The sequence below is a fragment of the Caballeronia sp. RCC_10 genome, assembly GCF_041360715.1.
In the GTDB taxonomy this organism is placed as follows: Bacteria; Pseudomonadota; Gammaproteobacteria; order Burkholderiales; family Burkholderiaceae; genus Caballeronia; species Caballeronia grimmiae.
Window position 1 is genome coordinate 38,990 of sequence record NZ_JBFUPT010000009.1, and the last position, 20,903, is coordinate 59,892.

Annotated in this window: 17 protein-coding genes; 7 read left to right on the forward strand and 10 right to left on the reverse strand. The window is 65.9% G+C overall.

Annotated features, from left to right (window positions below; genetic code table 11):
- Nucleotides 1-77: 77 nt before the first annotated feature.
- On the reverse strand, nt 78-1,037 hold the full coding sequence (locus AB6804_RS17225) for a chemotaxis protein (RefSeq protein ID WP_370887468.1): 960 nt from the start codon (nt 1,035-1,037) through the stop codon (nt 78-80).
- A gap of 347 nt (nt 1,038-1,384) precedes the next feature.
- Between AB6804_RS17225 and AB6804_RS17230 the strand changes: the two genes are divergently transcribed.
- The 5 genes from AB6804_RS17230 (at nt 1,385) to AB6804_RS17250 (ending at nt 4,975) form a co-directional block, all read left to right on the forward strand.
- A complete protein-coding gene (locus tag AB6804_RS17230; RefSeq protein WP_370887469.1) occupies nt 1,385-1,825 on the forward strand; it encodes a CBS domain-containing protein in 441 nt (146 codons plus the stop codon).
- Between the two features lie 119 nt (nt 1,826-1,944).
- Nucleotides 1,945-2,964, forward strand: coding sequence for a diacylglycerol kinase family protein (locus AB6804_RS17235; RefSeq protein ID WP_370887470.1), 1,020 nt, complete (start codon nt 1,945-1,947; stop codon nt 2,962-2,964).
- Nucleotides 2,961-3,812 (forward strand): metallophosphoesterase, encoded by an 852-nt coding sequence (locus tag AB6804_RS17240; RefSeq protein ID WP_370887471.1) that lies wholly within the window; start codon nt 2,961-2,963, stop codon nt 3,810-3,812. The genes AB6804_RS17235 and AB6804_RS17240 overlap by 4 nt, the downstream gene beginning before the upstream one ends.
- A gap of 73 nt (nt 3,813-3,885) precedes the next feature.
- Nucleotides 3,886-4,275 carry an MAPEG family protein gene (locus AB6804_RS17245; protein ID WP_370887472.1) on the forward strand — a complete coding sequence of 130 codons (390 nt, stop codon included), beginning with the start codon at nt 3,886-3,888 and terminating at the stop codon, nt 4,273-4,275.
- Between the two features lie 16 nt (nt 4,276-4,291).
- Nucleotides 4,292-4,975, forward strand: a complete 684-nt coding sequence (locus tag AB6804_RS17250; RefSeq protein ID WP_370887473.1) for an alpha/beta hydrolase — start codon at nt 4,292-4,294, stop codon at nt 4,973-4,975.
- Here the strand turns inward: AB6804_RS17250 and AB6804_RS17255 are convergent.
- From AB6804_RS17255 to cobA, 9 genes are all read right to left on the reverse strand, one after another.
- The gene (locus AB6804_RS17255) at nt 4,972-6,966 is read right to left on the reverse strand and encodes a hybrid sensor histidine kinase/response regulator (RefSeq protein ID WP_370887474.1); all 1,995 of its coding nucleotides are present in this window, start codon (nt 6,964-6,966) and stop codon (nt 4,972-4,974) included. The genes AB6804_RS17250 and AB6804_RS17255 overlap by 4 nt on opposite strands.
- Before the next feature lie 225 nt (nt 6,967-7,191).
- Entirely contained in the window at nt 7,192-7,350 is a 159-nt protein-coding gene (locus AB6804_RS17260) for a hypothetical protein (protein WP_370887475.1), read from the reverse strand.
- A gap of 179 nt (nt 7,351-7,529) precedes the next feature.
- The gene (locus tag AB6804_RS17265; protein ID WP_370887476.1) at nt 7,530-10,391 is read right to left on the reverse strand and encodes an Hsp70 family protein; all 2,862 of its coding nucleotides are present in this window, start codon (nt 10,389-10,391) and stop codon (nt 7,530-7,532) included.
- The gene (locus tag AB6804_RS17270; protein ID WP_370887477.1) at nt 10,392-12,281 is read right to left on the reverse strand and encodes an Hsp70 family protein; all 1,890 of its coding nucleotides are present in this window, start codon (nt 12,279-12,281) and stop codon (nt 10,392-10,394) included. It lies immediately after the preceding gene.
- The gene (locus AB6804_RS17275; protein ID WP_370887478.1) at nt 12,278-12,859 is read right to left on the reverse strand and encodes a DUF2760 domain-containing protein; all 582 of its coding nucleotides are present in this window, start codon (nt 12,857-12,859) and stop codon (nt 12,278-12,280) included. The genes AB6804_RS17270 and AB6804_RS17275 overlap by 4 nt, the downstream gene beginning before the upstream one ends.
- 403 nt (nt 12,860-13,262) lie before the next feature.
- Complete coding sequence (locus AB6804_RS17280; RefSeq protein WP_370887479.1) at nt 13,263-13,748, reverse strand: adenosine-specific kinase; 486 nt, start codon at nt 13,746-13,748, stop codon at nt 13,263-13,265.
- Nucleotides 13,749-13,818: 70 nt separating this feature from the next.
- Entirely contained in the window at nt 13,819-14,946 is a 1,128-nt protein-coding gene (locus AB6804_RS17285) for a CmpA/NrtA family ABC transporter substrate-binding protein (RefSeq protein ID WP_370887480.1), read from the reverse strand.
- A gap of 19 nt (nt 14,947-14,965) precedes the next feature.
- On the reverse strand, nt 14,966-15,541 hold the full coding sequence (locus tag AB6804_RS17290) for an ANTAR domain-containing response regulator (RefSeq protein WP_370887481.1): 576 nt from the start codon (nt 15,539-15,541) through the stop codon (nt 14,966-14,968).
- Between the two features lie 95 nt (nt 15,542-15,636).
- On the reverse strand, nt 15,637-16,401 hold the full coding sequence (gene cobA / locus AB6804_RS17295; protein WP_370887482.1) for a uroporphyrinogen-III C-methyltransferase: 765 nt from the start codon (nt 16,399-16,401) through the stop codon (nt 15,637-15,639).
- A 618-nt stretch (nt 16,402-17,019) separates the two neighbouring features.
- On the opposite strand from cobA, the gene AB6804_RS17300 reads away from it, so the two are divergent.
- Together AB6804_RS17300 and nirB are read left to right on the forward strand one after the other, a co-directional pair.
- The gene (locus AB6804_RS17300; RefSeq protein ID WP_370887483.1) at nt 17,020-18,345 is read left to right on the forward strand and encodes an MFS transporter; all 1,326 of its coding nucleotides are present in this window, start codon (nt 17,020-17,022) and stop codon (nt 18,343-18,345) included.
- Nucleotides 18,346-18,359: 14 nt separating this feature from the next.
- The gene (nirB, locus tag AB6804_RS17305) at nt 18,360-20,900 is read left to right on the forward strand and encodes a nitrite reductase large subunit NirB (RefSeq protein ID WP_370887484.1); all 2,541 of its coding nucleotides are present in this window, start codon (nt 18,360-18,362) and stop codon (nt 20,898-20,900) included.
- Nucleotides 20,901-20,903 lie beyond the last annotated feature (3 nt).

The following is a 20,903-nucleotide window of genomic DNA, read 5'->3' on the forward strand; positions in this document are numbered from 1 at the left end:
CTGAAGACTGAAGCGACCCATTCGGCGCCCGTTGCAGCAGACTCAAAAGGTCTGTGCGCACCGTGCGCCGATGCATTTCAGCCCGCGTCGACGAGCGCGCCGCGCATCACGCTGGCAAGCTCCGACGCCACGAATTTCGATACATACGCGTTCGCACCGACCTTGCGCACGTGCTGCTCGTTCGCCGACCCTGACAGCGACGAGTGAATCACCACCGGAATGCGCTGCAAGCCGGTATCCGCCTTGATGCGCCGGGTCAGCGTGAAGCCATCCATTTCCGGCATTTCCAGATCGGTCAGCACGAGCGCGATTTCGTCGGACACATCGGTGCCGTACTTGCGCGCCTTGTCGAGCGCCGCTTCGAGCACTTCCCACGCCTCTTGTCCCGTTTTCGTCATCACGAAAGGAACGCCCATCGCGGTCAGGCTCTGCTCGATCAGCGCCCGCGCGACGCCGGAATCGTCCGCTGCGAGCACGCGTGCGCCGGGTTTCAACTGGAGACGGCCGGTGCTCGCCTCGGTGATATCCACGTCCTGCCCCGGCAACACCTCGCGCACGATGCGCTCGACATCCAGCACTTGAGCGAGCCGCGTCCCGTCGACATTGCCGTCCAGCCGCGCGAAGCTGGTCACCGTGCGTCCGCCCGAATGCGATTCCGCCGACAACACCTGATTCCACTCGAGCCGCACGATATCGTCGACTTCCTCGACCGCGAAACCCTGCGTCGTGCGCGCAAACTCGGTGACGAGGAGAATCTTCGGCCCGTTCTTCGGACGGCATCCGGTGATGCGCGCCAGATCGATCACGGGGATGATCTGCCCGCGAATATCCGCGACGCCCAGAATTTCCTCGCTCGATCCGGCGACGGCCGTGATCGACGGCATCGCCAGAATTTCGCGCACCTTGAATACATTGATGCCGTAAAGCTCCCGCTGCTCCGAGCCCGGCGCCTCGCCGAGTCTGAACAGGAGCAACTCGAACATGTTGCTGCCCGCGAGCCGCACGCGCTGCTCGATATCCTGCTGTGAATTGCTCATCTTGTCCTCTTTGTGGGCGGAAGCGGGCGCGCGCGCCTGGTTCCGCCGCATGCAATCAGTGGCGGGTCCGCGCGCAGGGCGCACGGCGTTCGCGGCTTGCTGCTTTTTCCGCGCGATGCCTGATTAGCGGCATGGTTCGGCGAAACTGAAGTCGGGCAAAGCGCGTATGCCGCCGTCGGGCTTGATCTATACTTTTTCCCGAATGGTCGGGTTAATGCCGATGAAGGCATCGAGCCGGAAGCCTTACGCTCGACAGCAGGCGCAGCAACGCATCGCGGATACAACGAAGCGCGCGCTCACCGGCCATCGCCGGGCCGGCGAACACGCGAAGCCAACGGAGGCGGTCGATGGCAACAGTCGCAGAAGTGCTCAATGCAAAACCGGACCAGACGGTCTATACAGTCGCCGAGACGTCGCCGGTCTACGACGCGATCAAGCTCATGGCCGACAAGCACATCGGCGCGGTGCTCGTCACGCAGGGCGAGGAAATCGTCGGCATCATGACCGAGCGCGACTACGCGCGCAAAGTCGTGCTGATGGACCGGTCATCGAAAGAAACGCCGGTGCGCGACATCATGACTTCGCACGTGCGTTACGTGCGCCCCGACCAGACCACGGACGACTGCATGGCGCTCATGACCGACAAGCGCATGCGCCATCTTCCGGTGATCGACAACGGCAAGCTCGTCGGCATGATCTCCATCGGCGATCTGGTGAAGAACATCATCTCCGAACAGCAGTTCACCATTCAGCAACTCGAGTACTACATTCGCGGCGAACACACCTGAACATCGCATCGAACGTTCGGCTTGCGCTGAAACTGTAAGCGTATCGTTATAATCGGCAGGGTTCGCCGGCTACCTCGCCGGCGCGCGCAAACACGCGACGACCGCAAGGAGCGCTGCCGATGAACTTGCCCGCCGAATCCACCGACGCCGCCCCGATTGCACAAAGCGAGCAACGCGCACGTGCGCTTTCGCCCGGCGCGCCGTTTTTCGTCGTGATGAACGCGGGCTCGGGCCGCAAACAGGTCGATGAAACCCGCGCCGTCCTCGAACGCGAGCTGGGCGGAGCCGGCCGCCGCTTCGATCTATCCGTTGTCACCGATCCACGCGAACTCGCCGCGACCGCGCGCAAAGCCGCCGAGCGCGCTCGCGCCGACGACGGCGTGCTCGTCGGCGCGGGCGGCGATGGCACGCTTTGCACGGTGGCCGAAGCGGCGCTCACGGCGGGCGTGCCGTTCGCCGTGCTGCCGCGCGGCACCTTCAATTACTTCAGCCGCGATCACGGCATTCCCGCCGATCTCGACGCATCCACGAAACTCCTGCTCGAAGCGCGCGCCTATCCGGTGCAAGTCGGCTATGTGAACGACCGCATGTTCATCGTCAATGCGAGTCTCGGCCTCTATCCGAAGCTGCTCGAAGATCGCGAGACATACAAGCAGCAGTTCGGGCGCAGCCGTCTGGTCGCGATGTGGTCGGCGCTCTTCACGCTGCTGCGGCGGCATCGGCATTTGCGCCTGCATATCGAGCATGAGGGACGCACGCGCGAAGTGCGTTCGTCGACGTTGTTCGTCGGCAATAATCGATTGCAGCTGGAGCAGATCGGGATGGCCGAGGCGAAGGCCGTGGAATATGACTTGCTAGTCGCGATTGCGCCTCGGCCCGTTGGCCGGCTCGCGCATTTGATTCTCACGCTGCGCGGAGCAGCGGGGCGCCTGAGCGATTCGGACCACGTGATGAGCTTCACCTTCGACCGCATCACCGTGGCGCGGCCAACGCGGCCGAAGGACAAGCGCCGCCGCATCAAGATCGCGACCGATGGCGAAATCGCGTGGCTCGACTTGCCGCTCGAATTCCGCGTGTCCGAAAAGCCGCTCCTGCTCCTGAAGCCTGAACCCGCCGTGGCGGAAGCCAATCGCTCATGACCTTGCTGCTGCAGATTTCCGATCCGCATTTCGGCACCGAGCAGCCTCGGGTGGTCGCGGCGCTGTCCCGTCTCATCGAGACGATGCCGCCCGATCTCGTGATCGTCTCCGGCGACATCACGCAGCGCGCCCGCAAGCGCCAGTTCGCGGCTGCGCGCGCGTTCTTCGATACGCTCGGCGCGACGCCCGCGCTCGTCGTGCCCGGCAATCACGACATCCCGCTCTTCAACCTGTTCGCGCGATGCTTCCAGCCGTACGCGAATCATCAGCGCGCGTTCGGCGCGGAACTGGAGCCGTCGTTCGAATCGCGCGATGTGATGGTGCTGGGCGTCAACACGACGCGGCCGTATCGGCACACGGACGGCGAAGTGTCGATGCAGCAGGTGAAGCGCGTCTCGGCGCGGCTCGAGTCGGCGACTGCACGGCAATTGCGGATCGTCGTGACGCATCAGCCGGTCTTCGTCACGCGTGCGCAGGACGAAGACAATCTGCTGCACGGACGCGAGCGCGCGGTGCCGCGCTGGGCGCGAGCGGGCGCGGATCTGATCGTCGGCGGGCATATTCACTTGCCGTATGTGTTGCCGCTCCACGATACGTTCGCCAATCTGCCGCGCCGGCTATGGGCGGTGCAGGCGGGGACGGCGCTGTCGTCGCGGACGCGGGGAAGCATCGGCAATTCGGTGAACGTCATTCGCTATTGCGCCGATGCAAGCGATGCCGCCGGGCGGCGCGTCGTCGTCGAACGATGGGACTACGCCGACACCGGCGACCGCTTCGAGCAGCGCGCGAGGCATGACCTGGCGCTCGATGACGCGGCGCAAGCGGCGGCGGTGACGTCCGCCGGATGACCCGCCGCCCCGGGCACGCGCACTGCGCACATGACAGAATGGACGCCGCCACGCCACCCGCCCCGGAGCCCCGATGACCTTTGAACTGACCATGCTCGCGTGGACGCTCGTCCTCGCCCTGGTGCAAGTGCTGTTGCCCGCGTTCGTGCGCAACCGCGAGACGGGCATCCGCTACAACGCCGGCCCGCGCGATGGCCCCGCGCCGCCGCCCGGCAAGCTGACTGGCCGCCTGATGCGCGCGCAGGCCAATCTCTTCGAAACGCTGCCCGTGTTCGCGATCGCTGTGCTGATCGTCCATGTGACCGGACGCGAGAACGCGCTCACGCATTCCGGCGCGCTGACCTATTTCGTCGCGCGGCTCGTCTATGTGCCGCTGTATGCGGCGGGCGTGCCGTTCGTCCGGTCGCTGGTGTGGCTGATATCCATCGTGGGCATCGTGCAGATGCTCGTCCCGATCATCTGAGGCATACGGAGTCCGCATGACCGATTCACCATCGACCGTCGAAATCGAAACCGCGCCGAATCCCGAGTTCGCCGTGATCCTCATGCACGGCCTCGGCGCGGACGCCAACGACTTCGTGCCGCTCGTGCCCGAACTGCGCCTCGCCGATGCCCCCGCCGTGCGCTTCGTGTTCCCCAACGCGCCGGAAATCGCCGTGACCGCGAACAACGGCTACGTGATGCGCGCGTGGTACGACATTCTCTCCTTCGAGGGCATCGTGAGACGCGTGGACGAGGCGGGCATCGACGCGTCGGTGAAAAGCGTGCGCGCGCTGATCGCGGAGCAGAACCGGCGCGGCATCGCCTCCGAGCGCATCTTTCTCGCGGGCTTCTCGCAGGGCGGCGCGATGACCTATCAGGCGGGGCTTACGCATCCGGAGCGGCTCGCGGGCTTGATCGTGCTGTCGGGCTACATCCCGTCGAAAGGTTTGATCGATGCGTCGATCAGCGAGGCGAACCGCCATGCGCCGGTCTTTGCGGCCCACGGCGCTTTCGACGACGTGCTCGACGTGCAGCTTGGCCAGGACGCCTGCGAGTTCGCACGCGAACTGGGGTGCGCAGTCGACTGGCATACCTATCCGATGGCGCACACGGTCTGCATGGAAGAAGTCGAAGCGCTGCGCGAATGGTTCGGCGCGCGTCTCGCGGCTGCGAAAAGCTAGTTCCCGGCGATGAGCGACACCATCTCGCGCCGCAATTCGGCAGGACTCACCGGCTTGCTCAGCACGTCGTGTTCACAGGCGAGCGGCACGATGGTCGCCGCCGGTTCGCCGGTCACGACGAGGCAAGCGCACGCGCGCCCGAGCCTGAGCGCGGCGAGCATCGCGACTTCGCGCGCCGTCTTGAAGTCGCGCAGCCGGTAATCGGTGATGATGAGGTCGGGGAAGCGTTCGATCGTCGCGAGAATCTCCTCGTATTCCTCGAAGGTCGCGGCGGAGTCGTAGAGCACGCCCCATTGCGCCAGCAGCGCTTCGGTGGACGCGCGCACGAGTCCATCGTCTTCCACGAGCAACACGTAACGCCCCTCCAGTTGCGCCGCTTCCGCCGCCTCCGGGCGCGCCGGCGCACGGCCCGCAGGCGTGTCGGGTGATGGCCCGCACTGCGGCATCTCCAGCGAAAAACGCGAGCCGCGCCCCTCGGCGGATTTCAGCTCGATGCGATGCTCGTCCAGCATCGACACGACCGCGTTGACGATCGACAGCCCCAGCCCCAGACCCTTGTCGCGATCGTGCTCCGGGTTGTCGAGCTGAAAGAACGGCTGAAAGATCGCGTCGAAATAATCGGCCGGAATGCCGATGCCGTTGTCGAGCACGTCGATGCGCGCACGCGTCGGCGATCGCACCACGCCGACGATGACCGTCGGCTTCGTCTGCTTGCCCGTGTCGGCGTACTTGATGCCGTTCGACACCAGATTCGCAACCGCACGGCACAGCCAGTGCGAATCGCTGCGCACGCAGACGGCGTCGTCTTTCGGCAGACGCAAGCGCAGGTCGACACCGCGGCTCGCCGCGAACGGGCGCAACTGCTCGGCTGCTTCCTCGACGATCTCCCGCACGTCGAACACGTGGTAGCGCGGCACAACGCGCCCCGATTCCAGCCGCGACAGGTCCAGCACCGCGTTCAACAGCCGCGCGAGGATCACCGACGAACGCCCGCATTCGTCGATCAGCCGCTCGGCCTGCGCGAACTCGCCGTTGCGGATGGCTTCGGCGGCGGCCTGCAAGAACAGGTTGAGCGCGTGCATCGGCTGGCGAAGGTCGTGCGTCGCGGCGGCCAGGAAGTTCGACTTCTCGCGGCTCGCGGTCTGCGCGGCGATCATCTGTTGTTCGCGCAAGGCGAGCAGCGCGTGCGTCTTGGTCTCCTGATCCTTCTTCGACACTTCGAGTTCGCGGTTCTTGCGCTCGAGCGAGCCGTTCGCGGAGCGCAGTTCGTCGTTGAGCGACGCGAGCGCGCGCTCGGTCAGATAGCGTTCGCGCGATACCCGCTCGGCGTGCGCGCAGACGCCGTGGCCCACGACGACCACGTTGAACATATAGAAGAGGCCCGCGAAGAAGTCCTCCGGATTGAGCAGGCGCACGGTGATCTGCAGGAACACGACCGCCGCCATCGTGACGACGCCGACCATCAGCGCGAGCCGCGAGCGCAGGTAGAAGAAGCTGAACTGGAAGAAGAGCGCCAGATACAGGCCGATGAAATACTGCGTGTAGTTATAGGGCGCGGGCGTGATGGCGACCATCGTCAGAATGAGGCACAGCAGGCCGTAGATGCCGGTGAGGATGACCCGGTGCGCCATCGCGTGCGATCTGAACGACGGCCGCAGCACCAGAAAGCCGACGCAAATCAGGAGCGCGACGCCCGCGAACCGCAGCGCGAGGATGTCGGCGAGGCGCACGTTGAGCGCCTTGTTGCCACGCACGAAGCTGAAATCCCACCACAGGAAGCACGTCCAGATGACGAGCGCGAGCAGCGCCGATGCGCGCCGGAACGCGCAGAACCGCTGGCTGTGATCTTCGAGAAATTGCGCTTCGAGCGCTGCGTCGGCGAACGGCGCGGGAATCGACAGATTGCGCACGAGGCTCGCGCCGGCTTCACGCGCGGCGGCGGCGAGCATGCCTCGGGTGCGCACGGTGGCGGCGCGTTGCGGAACGGCCATCGTCGGGGCCCGGTCGGGCGAAAGCGGAGGGAATAACTACTTTAGGCTACGGCGATCGGATAGAAACGTCTTTTTTGCCGAGCGGCGCGCTTTTCGGGTGCTGTGCGCGAGCGGGCGGTGCGCAGAAATGCCGAACGGCGAGCGCTTGACAAGGTGCTCGCCGTTTCGAAGGACAGCCACGATCGATGCCCGGCGCAACGCGGGCGCCGCGCGGTCAGCGCATGCTCACGACTTCGGTTTGGCCTTGGTCGTGCGTTTCGTGACGCTGGTTTCCTTGGCGCCCGTGCTTTTGGCGGTGGACGCTTTGCTGCCGGCTGTCTTCTTGCGGCTGGACATTTCCGTTTCGGCGGGATGGCTCGCCTGGGCCTTGCGTGGCGATGGCATGAGGGACCTCCTTCAGTAAGTGTCGAAGCGACACACTGATAACCATAGGATGCGGGTAGCCGCTATTCAAGCGATCGCGGGCGGGTGCATGAAAAAGCTTCTGACAGCGAAGCATTTCGATCCGGCCCGCCGCCGCTTCATAGTCGCCGCTTTATAGCCGCCGCTTCACAGCGGATACTTCAGCCGATCAGCTTCAGACCCGCCGGCAGCGTTTCGCCGAACACGCGGCCTTCGTCGGCGCGATCCAGCGCGACAGTCTCGCGAACCATCGCGATCCACGACTGCGCCGCGCCCATCGTCTCCAGTCGTTCGATGACGGCGGCGCGAGCTTCGTCGGACACGTCGCGGGAGCGGTCGCCCGTCATGCGCGCGATCTGCACGGCCGCGAACGCCGCCGGCTCGACCTTTTTCCAGTCGAGCGCGAGGATCGTCTTCAGCCACGCCTCGGCGATGCCCGGTGGCACGACGCCATGCGCGCTGCCATAAAACGGCTGCCGCGCGCCGATGCGTCCGACCGCCCACCAGCTTTGCAAGTTCTCCGACGGCTTCTTCAGGCGCGTGAGCAGCCACTCGCCCGCCTCAATCTTGCGTTCGACCGGCACGCGCTCCAGCGATGCCGCGAGCCTCACCATGTCCTCGTAACCCGCGCGGGCCGCACCCGCCGCACGGCGGTAACGGCTCGCGCCGGGCGGCTGAAGGAAGAATGCCATGTCGTCGAGCAGGCGCAACTGCGCGGCTTCGTCGAGACCGCCGGCGGCGCGGCGCCAGAGCGTCCACCATTCCGACCAGACCTGGTTTTCGTTGACGTACTGAATGCCCTGATCGAAAAGCGTCCACAACTGCTCGACGCGCCATTCGTCGAGCGGATGTCCGAAGCCCGGCCGCATGCAGTAGCCCGCGAGATTGAGCCACAGCCGCTCGTGATCGGCGGTGCGCCGGCGTTTCTTCGCGCGGTCCCACAGCGCGCCGAAGAGTTCGCGCAGCAGCGCGATGTCCCACGTGTCGCGCGGGCCGAGCGCCTCTTCCAGATGCGCGCGCAGGCGCTTCACTTCCTTGGGACTAACGTCCTTCGCGCGCGTGCCGAAGGTCCGGTCGATCAGTTCGATGGCCTTCGGCAAGGCTGGATGCGTCTGCGGTTGCGTCTGCATCGCGTCGGCGTTCGGTTCGTCGCGGCGTAGCTGGAATTCGAGGAGCCAGCGTTTCGCGGGATCGTCGATGGCGATGCAATGCATTTCCAGCGTGCCGACTTCGGTCAGCGATGTCGTCAGTTGCACGGGCGTCTCGCGCGGTCTGGCGTTCGCACCGGCGCTCGCCTCACCGCGCGCATCGACGATGGTGGCGATCGGCGGCAGGCGCACGAAGTCGCCCGCCGATGCGCTCACGTCCGCGATTTCGCCCGCCTTGTACGCGGTATCCGCCACTGACGAGACGAGGTGAAAGCGCACCGGCGAGCCGAGCCTCAGCGCGAAGGTGCGATCGGCGAGATGAATCGGCTGGCCTTCCTCGGTGCCGCGTGGCAGCACGCAGACGCCGCGCGTGGCGTCGCCTTCCTCGTCGAGCAGCAGGAAATAGCTGCGTGCCGATCCGCCGCCGATCTTCGGCGCATGGCCCGCACGCGCGAGCGCATAGGCGACCGCACCGCGCGCGACGGCCACGTCGGGATGGTCGTTGGCGAGCACGTGGACGGGGGCGCCGCGCCAGCTGCCGAGCGTATCGGCGATGCGCCGTGCAAGCGGCCCGGCGCGAAAGACGCCGCCGTTCAGGAGCAGGGTGTCGGGGACGGCGAGCGGGGGTGCCTCTCGTGCATCCGCGCCGCTTTTTTGCGCCGCGTCCGCTGGCTCATCGCCGTGCAACGCCTCGCGCGCCTGCGTCGCGTGTTGGGCCAGGAACGCGGCGACATGGCGCGTGATGGCCGGATCGCTCGCATACGGCAGCCCGAACTCCACGAGCCCGCCGCGCGCCCGCCCTGGCCGCTCGTTGCCCGACACCAGCGGAAAAAAGCCCTCGACGATGATCCGCTCGATCTCCTCGCGCGTCACTTCCGCCGAGCGCGCGCCGCCGATCAGCTTCGATCCCGCGCCGAGCAGCGTGATCGACGTGGACGCCGGCGCGTGTTCATCCAGCAATTGCTCCTTTGCCGCGCGGCAGCGTTCGACGAGTTGCGACAAACGCGCAGCGGACAGACGCCCGTCATCGCCCGCGAGCCGCTTCTCGACGAGATGCGCGAGCGCAAGGTCCATGTTGTCGCCGCCGAGCATCAGATGGTTGCCGACGCCGATGCGCGTCAGCAGCGGCTCACCGCCGGCGTTGGCGTTGGCTTCGACCTGAATGAGCGTGAGATCGGTGGTGCCGCCGCCGACATCGCAGATCAGCACGAGCCGCGTATCGGCGAGTTCATCGCCCAGCGTCTCACGATGATGAAACAGCCAGTCATAAAACGCGGCTTGCGGCTCTTCCAGCAGTCGCAGCGTTTCGAGGCCCGCCATCTTCGCCGCTTCGAGGGTGAGGGCGCGCGCGCCTTCGTCAAAGGAAGCGGGCACGGTCAGCACGACGTCCTGCGCATCGAGCGGCGCGTCGGGGAAGCGCTCGTTCCACGCCGCGTGGACATGCGCCAGATAGCTCGCACTGGCGACCACGGGCGAAATCTTTTCGATGTCGTCGCCCGCGCCCCACGGGAGAATGGGCGCGAGGCGATCGACCGCCGCGTGCGACAGCCAGCTTTTCGCGCTCGATACGAGCCGCCCCGGCGCCTGCGCGCCGAGCGTCCGCGCGAACCTGCCGATGACGGCAGGCGCTTCCATCTCGCCCCACGGCAATTGCAGGTCTTCGGACTTGAGTTCGCCCGGCGCGAAGTGATAACGCAATGACGGCAGCAGCGGTTGCGCCGCGACCTCGCCGGCGGCGATCAACTGATCGACCTCGAAGATGCGGATATCGTTCGAGCCGGACGCCGCGTAAGCGACGACCGTATTGCTCGTGCCGAGATCGATGCCGACGCGAAAGCGCGCCTGCACTGGCTTCTTCTTGCGCGCGGCGGACACTTACAGGCCCATGCCCTGATCCGCGCCGACGCTGCCGCGCACATCGAATTCGACTTTCCAGCGTTCAGGCGAATTGCGCGGCAGCGCTTCGAGTTCTAGCGTGCCGGCTTCGGTCACGCGGGCGTGCAGCCTGACGGGCACGACTTCGCCAGGCGTGCGGCCTTCGGTCGGCAGCGATGCTTCGATTTCCTCGAGTTCCTGCAATTCATCCGGCTGCCAGTAATCGAGCAGCGTGCCGACGGTGTCCTGCCGGCGCACCGACGACCCGAAGAAGCGGAACCGCACCGGCTCCCCGACGACGAGCCCGAACTCCTGCGCCGGCAACGCGGCTTCGGTGCCTTCTTCCATGCCGAACGGCGCGACGCATAGCGCCTGCACCGGCGGCTCGAGGCCGGGAACCGCCGGCATCGCCGATTCGACCGCGATGTAATAGGCCCGCGCCGTGCCGCCGCGAATCCGCACGCCCTTGCCGCGCCGCACGTAGCCGTAATAAGCGGCTCCGCGTGCGACCGCGAGATCGAGGTCCGCGCCTTCGAGCAGCCGCGCGGCGGGCGCGTTCTCGGCGGCGAGCCACGCGTTGAGCGTGGTCATCACGCGCTCGACCAGCAAAGGCGACTTGAACACGCCGCCGTTGAACAGCACGGCAGTCGGGTGAAGCAGGGTGGCGCCGGCGGGCGTCTCGTGCTGCAAGCCTTCCACTTCCGCGAGCGCATTCACCTGACGGCCGAGGAACGCGGCAAGGTGACGTGTCACGGCGGCGTCCTGCGCGTACGGCAGGCCGAGCTGCGTCAGACCCACGCGCGCACGGCTGACGGGACGCGCGGCGGCATCGACGTGAGGGAAGAAGCCTTCGAGCAGAATCTGCGTCAGTTCGGCGCGCGTGAGCTCGGTGCGCAGCGATCCGCCGATCAGCTTGGACCCGCGGCTCGGCACCACGAGCGGCACGGTGTCGGTGTTCGGATCGGACAGCAGCGTTTCCTTCGCCGAACGGCACGCGTAGGTGAGCGCGCGCAGTTGCCACGGATCGGGCTGCGTGCCTTGCGTCGCCAGCTTGCGCGCGACGACGTGCGCCAGCGCGAGATCCATGTTGTCGCCGCCGAGCAGGATGTGCTCGCCGACCGCCACGCGATGCAGTTCGAGATTGCCTTCGCGCTCGACGACCGCGATCAGCGACAGGTCGGTCGTGCCGCCGCCGACATCGACGACGAGAATCACATCGCCCACCCGGACCTGCTTGCGCCAGCCGCCAGCGGACTTCTGAATCCAGCTATACAGCGCGGCTTGCGGCTCTTCGAGCAGCGTCATGCGGCCGTAGCCGGCGGTCGCTGCCGCTTCGGCGGTCAACTCGCGTGCGGCGGGATCGAACGAGGCGGGGATCGTCACCGTGACGTCCTGCTGATCGAACGGCGCATCCGGATGCGCGTAGTTCCACGCCTCGCGCAGATGCGTCAGATAGCGCACCGAGCTTTCGAGCGGCGACACGCGCTCGACTTCCTCGGGCGCATCGGCGGGAAGAATCGCCGCGCGGCGATCCACGCCGGGATGACAGAGCCAGCTTTTCGCGCTCGACACGAGGCGGATCGGCGTGCCCGCGCCACGGCTGCGCGCCAGTTCCCCGACGATGTACGGCCGCTCCTGCGTCCACGGTAGTGTGAGATCGCCCGGCGCGAGTTCGTTCGCATGGGGGAGATAAAGAAACGACGGCAGCAACTCGCGCTCTTCGGCGGCGCCGGGCGCGGTGAGTTGCGCGATCGAGAGCACGCCTTGCGTGGTCTTTTCGCCGTCGCTCGCGGACATGTCGACGTACGACAGCGCGCAATGCGTCGTGCCGAGATCGACGCCGATCGAAAAGCGAGCCTGTTCGCGATGCGGTTCGTTGTAATCGCTCATAGCTCCACCTCGGCGGGCGCGACGATGCTCGCGTCATGCGTCTGCGCGAGCTTCGGCAGGCGCGTTTCCTCGACCTTCCAGCCGCGATGGCTGAGGCTTCCGTTGAACGGCGGCTTGCCGACGACGTTGCCCGTGAGCCGCACGGCGCTCGCGTCGAAGCCATCGGGCAGGGTGATGCGGCTGCCTTCGGCTTCGCTGCGCACCGGCCTAATCGTGAAATGCTCGCGCAGCACGGCGCGGCAGCCATCGTGGACGAGTCGCGCAGCCGCGCCGATGTCCGCGTCGCCGTAATTGGCGATGTCTTCTTCGACGAAATCGATGAAGCGCGCGTCCCGTTGCAAAAGACCCAGCAACTGGAGCGCGGCGACCGGGTTCGCTTCCGTCAGCGGCGATGGCGCGGGCGTCGCGACCGGGGCTGCCGCGGGCGTCGGGACGTGCGTGTCCGGCGCTTCCGGCGCATGTTGTGTTTCGCGCAGCCGCTGGACGCGGCCCGCGAAATTGCTGTTGCCGAGGATGCCGAAGAAGGCGCCGAAGGCAATGGACAGCCGGCCGAAGAAGGACGGATTCATGTCGGTCATGTGTGATGCTCCTGTGTTCTTGTCGACCGCTCCGGGGACGACCTTATCCTCGGAGCGGCGCCGGTGGGCGTGTTCGGTGGCGCATCGGCTGAAATCGGGCCGATCGCCGTGGATGCTGTTCCGGATGCGCTGCCGCCTCGCGAAATTGTTGGGCGCAAGCGCACCGCATCCCGATATTGTCCATGATGTCGCGCATCGCGAGGGAAAACGCCCGGGGCGGCCCGTTCCGCCGCCCGCGACGGGGCGCTCGCTGGCCGATGCCGCCCGGCTTCGGGCGGGGCCTCATTCTCGCGATTTGCGCAGGCAAGTCAAGGCGCGGCTCCGGTCGGTTGCACGACGGCTCCGGGGACGCCTGTCAATCGCGCCCGCCCGGCCCGTCAGAAGCCCTCAAGCCCTCAAGCCCTCAAGCCTTATACCCGATCTGCCGCAGCAGGTCCTTCCGCCACCGCACGTCGTCCGCGCTTTCGACGCCGAGCGGCGGCAGTCCGTCCACCACGCCGATGATCCCGCGCCCCTGGTCCGTCTGCGCGACGAGCACTTGCGTCGGATTCGCCGTCGCGCAGAACACGCGGCAGACCTCGGGCACCGCCTTGACCGCATTGAGCACGTTGACGGGGAAGAAGCCATCGCCGAGAACGATGATGAAGCTATGCCCCGCGCCGATGTTCTCAGCATTGCGCGTGGCCAGCCCGACGAGACCCTCGTCGGTGCCCGACGCGCGCACGAGCCGTTTGCCCGATGCCTCGCAGAAAGCGAGACCGAAGCGGATGCCCGGCACCGCGCCGACGAGCGTCTCGTGCAGGTCTTCGACCGTCTTGATGAAATGCGACTGGCCGAGAATGAAGTTGGTGTTGTCCGGCTTCTCGATGCCGATGGCGAGCAGTTGCATGGCGCACCTCCGTTTCAGGATCGCTGCATGGCAACCCTAATGGTAGGCGGTCGGCGCGGCATCGACGCTCCTATGCGCGCATGTCGAACCCGACGAGATACGCCTTCGCGTCGCTGCCGTCCCATACGCGGCCGTCGCACAACGTCGAAATTCGACGCTCGGCGGGAAGCGCGACGCCTGCTTCCCGCGCCGCCTGCGCATACAGCGCGGTCTGGTTGACGGCTGCGGCGACGGCGTCGTCGTCGCCATCGCCTGAAAGCATGCCCCATCGACGATACTGCGTGATGAACCACAGGCCGTCGGACGCGCGCGGATAGTTCACCGCGCCGCCGTCGAAGAAACGCAGCGGCGCGACGCCCTCGACAGGCCCGAGCCGCGACGCGATCAGCTCACGCGGCACGCCGAGCAAGCCGGACGCCGCCAGTGCGTCCGCAATTTCCAGCCGATGCTCCTGTGCATCCACCCATTCGCATGCGTCGAGCATCGTGCGAACGAGCGCGCGCGCCGTGTTCGGATACAGCGCGACGAAATCCCGCCGGCACGCGAGCACTTTCTCCGGGTGATCCGGCCAGATCTCGCTCGTATGGACGACCGTGCGTCCCGCGCCGCGCGCCTCGGCCACCGCATGCCACGGTTCGCCCGCGCAGAAGCCGTCGAGCGCGCCTTCGACGAGCGCATCGGCCATGCGCGGCGGCGGAATCACGACACTCCGCACGTCCGAAAGCGGATGCACGCCCTGCGTCGCGAGCCAGTAGTAGAGCCACATCGCGTGCGTGCCGGTCGGGAACGTCTGCGCGAGCACCGGCGGGCGTCCGAGCGACGCCAGTGCGTCCTTCACGCTCGCGCCCCGCTCGATGGCGTCGGCGAGCGGATTCGACAGCGTGATCGCCTGACCGTTGCGGTTGAGCACCATCAGCACGGCCATGTCCGCCTGCGGCCCGCCGATGCCCAATTGCACGCCGTAGACGAGGCCGTACAGCGCGTGAGCGGCGTCGAGTTCGCCCGACAGCAGCTTGTCGCGCACCGCCGCCCACGAGGGCTGCCGGCACAGTTCGATGCTGATGCCATGCCGCCGCCCCATGTCGCGCAAAGCGGCGGCGGCGAGCGGCGCGGCATCGCTCAGGGCGACGAAGCCGAGCCGCACGTGCGGGCGTTCGGGCGTGAGGCTGGCGGAAGGAAGCGTGACAGGCGAATTCATGGATGCTCGGGGTTCTTGATTACCGCAGCAGGTCGGCAAGCGAAAGAAGCTGGCGCGCGATCTCGGCGACTTTCACGCCCTGATCCATCGCGCGCTTGCGTAGGGTGGCGTAGGCGTCGTTCTCCGACATGCCGCGCCGTTCCATCAGGAGCCGCTTCGCCCGGTCGATGACCTTGCGTTCCGCCAGCTCGCTTTCGACTTGCTCGAGCCGCTGACGCAACTGCGTTTCATGCGCGAAGCGGGCAAGCGCGACTTCGATGATCGGCGCGAGCCGCTCTGGCGCGAGACCTTCGACGGAATAGGCGGTCACGCCCGCACCGACCGCTGCGCGGATGAACTGCTGGTCCGCGTCGTTGCTGAACATCAGCACGGGACGCGGCGCGGCCTTGTTCATCACCGCGAGCTGTTCGAGCGTGTCGCGCGAAGGCGAGTCCGTATCGATGATGACGACGTCCGGCTTCTGACTCTCCACGGCTGCGTGCAGCTGAGCAGGCGCGGCGGCTTCCGCGAGCATCTCGTAGCCGAGACGCGCGAGCTGGTCGCGCAGATCGCCGATGGGCTTGTCGGTGTCGGTGACGAGAAGAACGCGAAGCATCGTGAGGCGTTTAGAGGTGTATCGGTTCGTTGGAATTTAGCGCGATGCACCTTCGCTGAACATCTGGCCGAATGGCATAGGCCGAATCACGCGGATCATGCCGCGTGCGCCATGCCGTGACCCTGGCGTTCGCGCTGCGCCGAAAATTCGACGGCTTCGCCTATCGCCGCGCCCACGAAAATCACGGCGGGGCTGCCGAGGCGGGCGGCGGCTGCATCGTCGGCGAGACGCCCGAGCGTCGTCACGAGCCGCTTCTCCTTCGACGATCCCGCGTGCTGCACGACCGCCGCTGGCGTCGTCGCGGGCAGCGCGTCGAGCAAGGCCCGCGCGATGCCGGCGATGCGGCTCATGCCCATGTAGATCGCGAGCGTCATGCCGGTGGCCGCGAGTGCGCGCCAGTCCGGCTCGCTGTGATCCTGCATGTGCGCGGTGACGAACGTCACGCCCTGACAATGATCGCGATGCGTGAGCGAAATGCCCAGGCCCGCCGCCGCCGCGAATCCCGACGACACGCCGTTCACGATATCGACCGTGATCCCCGCATCGCGCAAGGCGGCGATCTCTTCGCCCGCGCGGCCAAACAGCAGCGCGTCGCCGCCCTTCGCGCGCACCACGTGCAGCCCCTTTCGCGCATAACGCAGCATGAGGCGCTGAATGAACGCTTGCGGCGTGGACTTGCAGCCGCCGCGCTTGCCCACGCGAATCACGCGAGCTTGCGGCGCGAGCGTCACGATGTCCGCGTTGGCGAGATCGTCGACGAGCAGGACATCGGCGGCGGCGAGCGTTTTCGCGGCGCGGATCGTCAGCAGGTCGAGATCGCCGGGGCCTGCACTGAGAAGGGTGACTTTTCCGGAGGTCATCGTCGTGTCGTGTTTGCTTGTATCGGGAGACGGTTCGACCCGGCGAACACGCAAAGCGTCCGCTCGTGTCGGGCACGAGGGACGCCATTGTCCTGAGTTCCATGTTCTTGCGTTGCCGCCAGCGCCGTTGCTGGTGGCACTTCCAGCAATGCAATAAGCGGGCCATTTCAGCGCGATAAGGCTCTACGGCATGTCCTTATCGCGAATGCGCACCGATCATGCGCGAGACGCACGCGTGCGGCGCGTGGATGCCTCCATCGGGTGATCGTCGAACGGGCTAACCGGATGGTACAAATTTCGGATACTCAGTCGACCACCGCACGTCATCAGTGCTGCGTCGCACCACGCCTGTGCCGCGTCGCATCACAAAGCTGCGTGAATGCGATGCCCGCGCTCAGTGCACGCATCGCGCTAAGCCATGCCGCATAGGGCTCTCAGCCCGATGCAGCTCGCATGGCATAGGCCTTGCCTTTAGTCCTGCCATCGGATCAACGGCGATCCGTCCTGAACATAGCGCCCCGGCTTCATTGAGCCAGACGGGCATTGGACAACGGCGTCCCCCGCATCTGGCTCGAAAGGCCCGGTGCGCGGGACGCCTTTCTTTTTGCGACCAAGAGAATGGATAAAGCCACCCGGATCGATCTCTTCAGCATGCACAGTGCGCCGATGCGCGCGTTTCATCTCACGTGGATGGCGTTCTTCGTATGCTTCTTCGCATGGTTCGCATGCGCGCCGCTGATGCCGCTCATCAAGCGTGAATATGGCTTGAACGCGGACCAGATCGCGAACATCAACATCGCGGCGGTGGCGGTGACCATTCTCGTGCGTCTCGTCGTCGGCCCGATGTGCGACCGCTTCGGCCCGCGCAAGGTGTATAGCGCGCTGTTGCTCGCCGGTGCGTTGCCCGTGATCGGCGCGGCGCTGTCGACGGGATATGACAGCTTCCTCTGGTGCCGTCTCGCGATTGGCGCAATCGGCGCGAGCTTCGTCATCACGCAGTACCACACGTCGGTGATGTTCGCGCCGAACGTCGTCGGCACCGCGAACGCGACGACCGCCGGCTGGGGCAATGCGGGCGCGGGCGCGGCGCAGGCCATCGTGCCGCTTCTCGTCGCCGCGGCGATCGTGCTGGGTGCGGGCGAGGCATCGGCATGGCGCATCGCGCTCATCGTGCCGGGCATCGCGATGCCGGTCATGGCGTTCTTCTACTGGCGCTATACGCAGGACTGCCCGCAAGGCGATTTCGCGGAGTTGCGCCGTGCGGGCATAGCTATCGACGGCGGCAAGAAAGGCGGCTGGGCCAGCTTCGTCACCGCCTGCACGAACTATCGCGTGTGGATGCTCTTCGTGACCTATGGCGCGTGCTTCGGCGTCGAAGTGTTCATTCATAACATCGCGGCCGTGTACTACGTCGATCACTTCAAGCTCACGCTCGGCGAAGCGGGCATGGCGGCGGGCAGCTTCGGACTGCTTGCGCTGTTCGCTCGCGCGCTGGGCGGCTGGCTTTCCGACAAGGCCGCCGCGAAACGCGGCCTGGATATTCGCGCGACGCTGCTGTTCGCGCTGATCGCGGGCGAAGGCATCGGACTCTATGCCTTTGCGCATGCGGGCAGCGCGGCGCTCGCCATCATCGCGATGCTCGTGTTCGGTCTCTTCACGCACATGGCCTGCGGCGCGACGTATGCGCTCGTGCCGTTCATCGACCGCAAGGCGCTCGGCGGCGTGGCAGGCGTGATCGGCGCGGGCGGCAACGTCGGCGCGGTGGCGGCGGGCTTTCTGATGAAAGGCGTCGGCGATGTGCAGCAGACGTTGTCGCTGCTCGGCGTGCTCGTCGCCGGTTCGGCGCTGTGTGCGCTCGCCGTGCGCTTCTCCCCCGAACACAAGGCGCGCGAAGCCGCGCTGCGCGAAAGCGCACTCGCCGTCAATAACAGCGTCGCCCACTGAAGCAAGGTCCAGTCATGAAAATCGTCGTCATCGGCCACGGCATGGTCGGCCACAAGTTCCTCGAGTGTCTCGCGCAGAGCAGCAACGATGCGCTGCACGTCACCGTCGTGTGCGAAGAGCCGCGTGCCGCATACGATCGCGTGCATCTGTCGGAGTTCTTCGCGGGCAAGTCCGCGGACGATCTTTCGCTCGTCGAAGAGGGTTTCTTCGAGCGCAGCGGTTATGCGCTGAAGCTGAACGCGAAGGCCACGTCGATTGATCGCGCGGCGCGCACCGTCACGGTATCGACCGGGGAGACGCTTGCGTACGACAAGCTCGTGATCGCAACCGGCTCGTATCCCTTCGTGCCGCCCGTGGAAGGGCGGGAGCGCGATGGATGCTTCGTCTACCGAACGATAGAAGATCTCGAAGCGATGCAGGCGTTCGGCGCCCGCGCGAAAACAGGCACGGTGATCGGCGGCGGACTGCTCGGGCTTGAAGCCGCGAAGGCGCTGCGCGACATGGGGCTGACCACGCATGTCGTCGAATTTGCGCCGCGCCTGATGGCGGTGCAAGTCGATGAAGGCGGCGGGCGCGTCTTGCGCAGCAAGATCGAAGAACTCGGCGTGACGGTGCATACGAACCGCAACACGCTCGCCATCGTCGATGGCGAAGAGGCCGTAAATCGCATGAACTTCGCGGATGGCGGGCATCTCGACACGGACATGATCGTGTTCTCGGCGGGCATTCGTCCGCGCGACGACATCGCGCGTGCAGCGGGACTCGAGATCGGTCCGCGCGGCGGCATCGTCATCGATGACGAATGCCGCACGAGCGATGCGGACATCTACGCCATCGGAGAATGCGCGTTGTGGCAGGGCCAGTTGTTCGGATTGGTCGCGCCGGGCTACGACATGGCGCGCATCGTCGCAAAACGATTGATGGGCGACGAAGCCGCGTTCGCCGGCGCGGACATGAGCACGAAACTCAAGCTGATGGGCGTGGATGTCGCAAGCATCGGCGATGCACACGGCAAGACGACGGGCAGCCGTTCTTATCAATTCAGCGACGAGCGCAAGCAGGTGTATAAGAAGCTCGTCGTGTCCGGTTGCGGCAAGTATCTGCTGGGCGGCGTGATGGTCGGCGATGCAGCCGAATACGGCACGCTGCTGCAAATGATGCTGAACAAGATCGAGCTGCCTGAAGCGCCCGAGTTCCTGATCCTTCCGCAAAGCGACGGCAAGGCGCGACCTGCGCTCGGCGTAGAAGCATTGCCCGATGCCGCGCAGATTTGCTCGTGCAACAACGTGAGCAAAGCTGAAATCTGCGCGGCCGTGTGCGCGGGCGCAACGAGTATCGGCGCTTTGAAGAGCGCGTGCAAAGCGGGTGCGTCATGCGGCGGCTGTGTGCCGCTCGTCACGCAGGTGATGAAGTCGGAGATGGCGCGTCAGGGACTTGCCGTGAACAACCATCTCTGCGAGCACTTCCCGTATTCGCGGCAGGAGCTGTATCACATTGCGCGCGTGGAAGGGCATCGCACGTTCGCTTCGCTGCTTGCGAAGCATGGCAAAGGACTCGGCTGCGATATCTGCAAGCCGGCCGTCGCTAACATTCTCGCTTCGTGCTGGAACGAATTCGTGCTGAAGAAAGAGCACGCGAGCCTGCAGGATTCGAACGACTACTACCTCGCCAATATCCAGCGCGACGGCACGTACTCGGTGGTGCCGCGCATGCCGGGCGGCGAAGTGACGCCGGATGGCCTCATCGCCGTGGGGCAGATTGCGAAGAAATACGGTCTCTATACGAAGATCACCGGCGGTCAGCGTGTCGACATGTTCGGCGCGCGCGTCGAGCAACTGCCGCTCATCTGGGAAGAGTTGATCGCAGCGGGCTTCGAGTCGGGACATGCCTATGGCAAGGCGCTGCGCACGGTGAAATCCTGCGTCGGTTCGACGTGGTGCCGCTATGGCGTCGGCGATTCGGTCGGGCTCGCGGTCGAACTGGAAAACCGCTACAAGGGCCTGCGCACGCCGCACAAGATCAAGTTCGGCGTGTCGGGCTGCACGCGCGAATGCGCTGAAGCGCAGGGCAAGGACATCGGCGTCATCGCGACCGAAAAGGGCTGGAATCTCTATGTCTGCGGCAACGGCGGCATGAAGCCGCGTCATGCTGAACTGCTCGCGTCGGATCTCGATCAGGACACGCTCGTGCGTTATATCGACCGCTTCCTGATGTTCTATGTGCGCACGGCGGATCGCCTGCAGCGCACGAGCGTATGGCGCGACAACCTCGAAGGCGGCCTCGATTATCTGATCGATGTCGTCGTGAACGACAAGCTCGATATCGCCGCCGAACTCGAAGCCGAGATGCAGCATGTCGTCGACAGCTACGAGGACGAATGGAAGAAGGCCGTCACCGATCCCGATACGCGCAAGCGCTTCCGTCACTTCGTGAACAGCGACGAGCGCGATGCGAACGTTCGCTTCGTCGAAGAGCGCGGCCAGATTCGTCCTGCGACGCCGGAAGAACGCACGATGAAGCGCATCGATATTCCCGTAGTCGTTGAAACCGTCTGAACG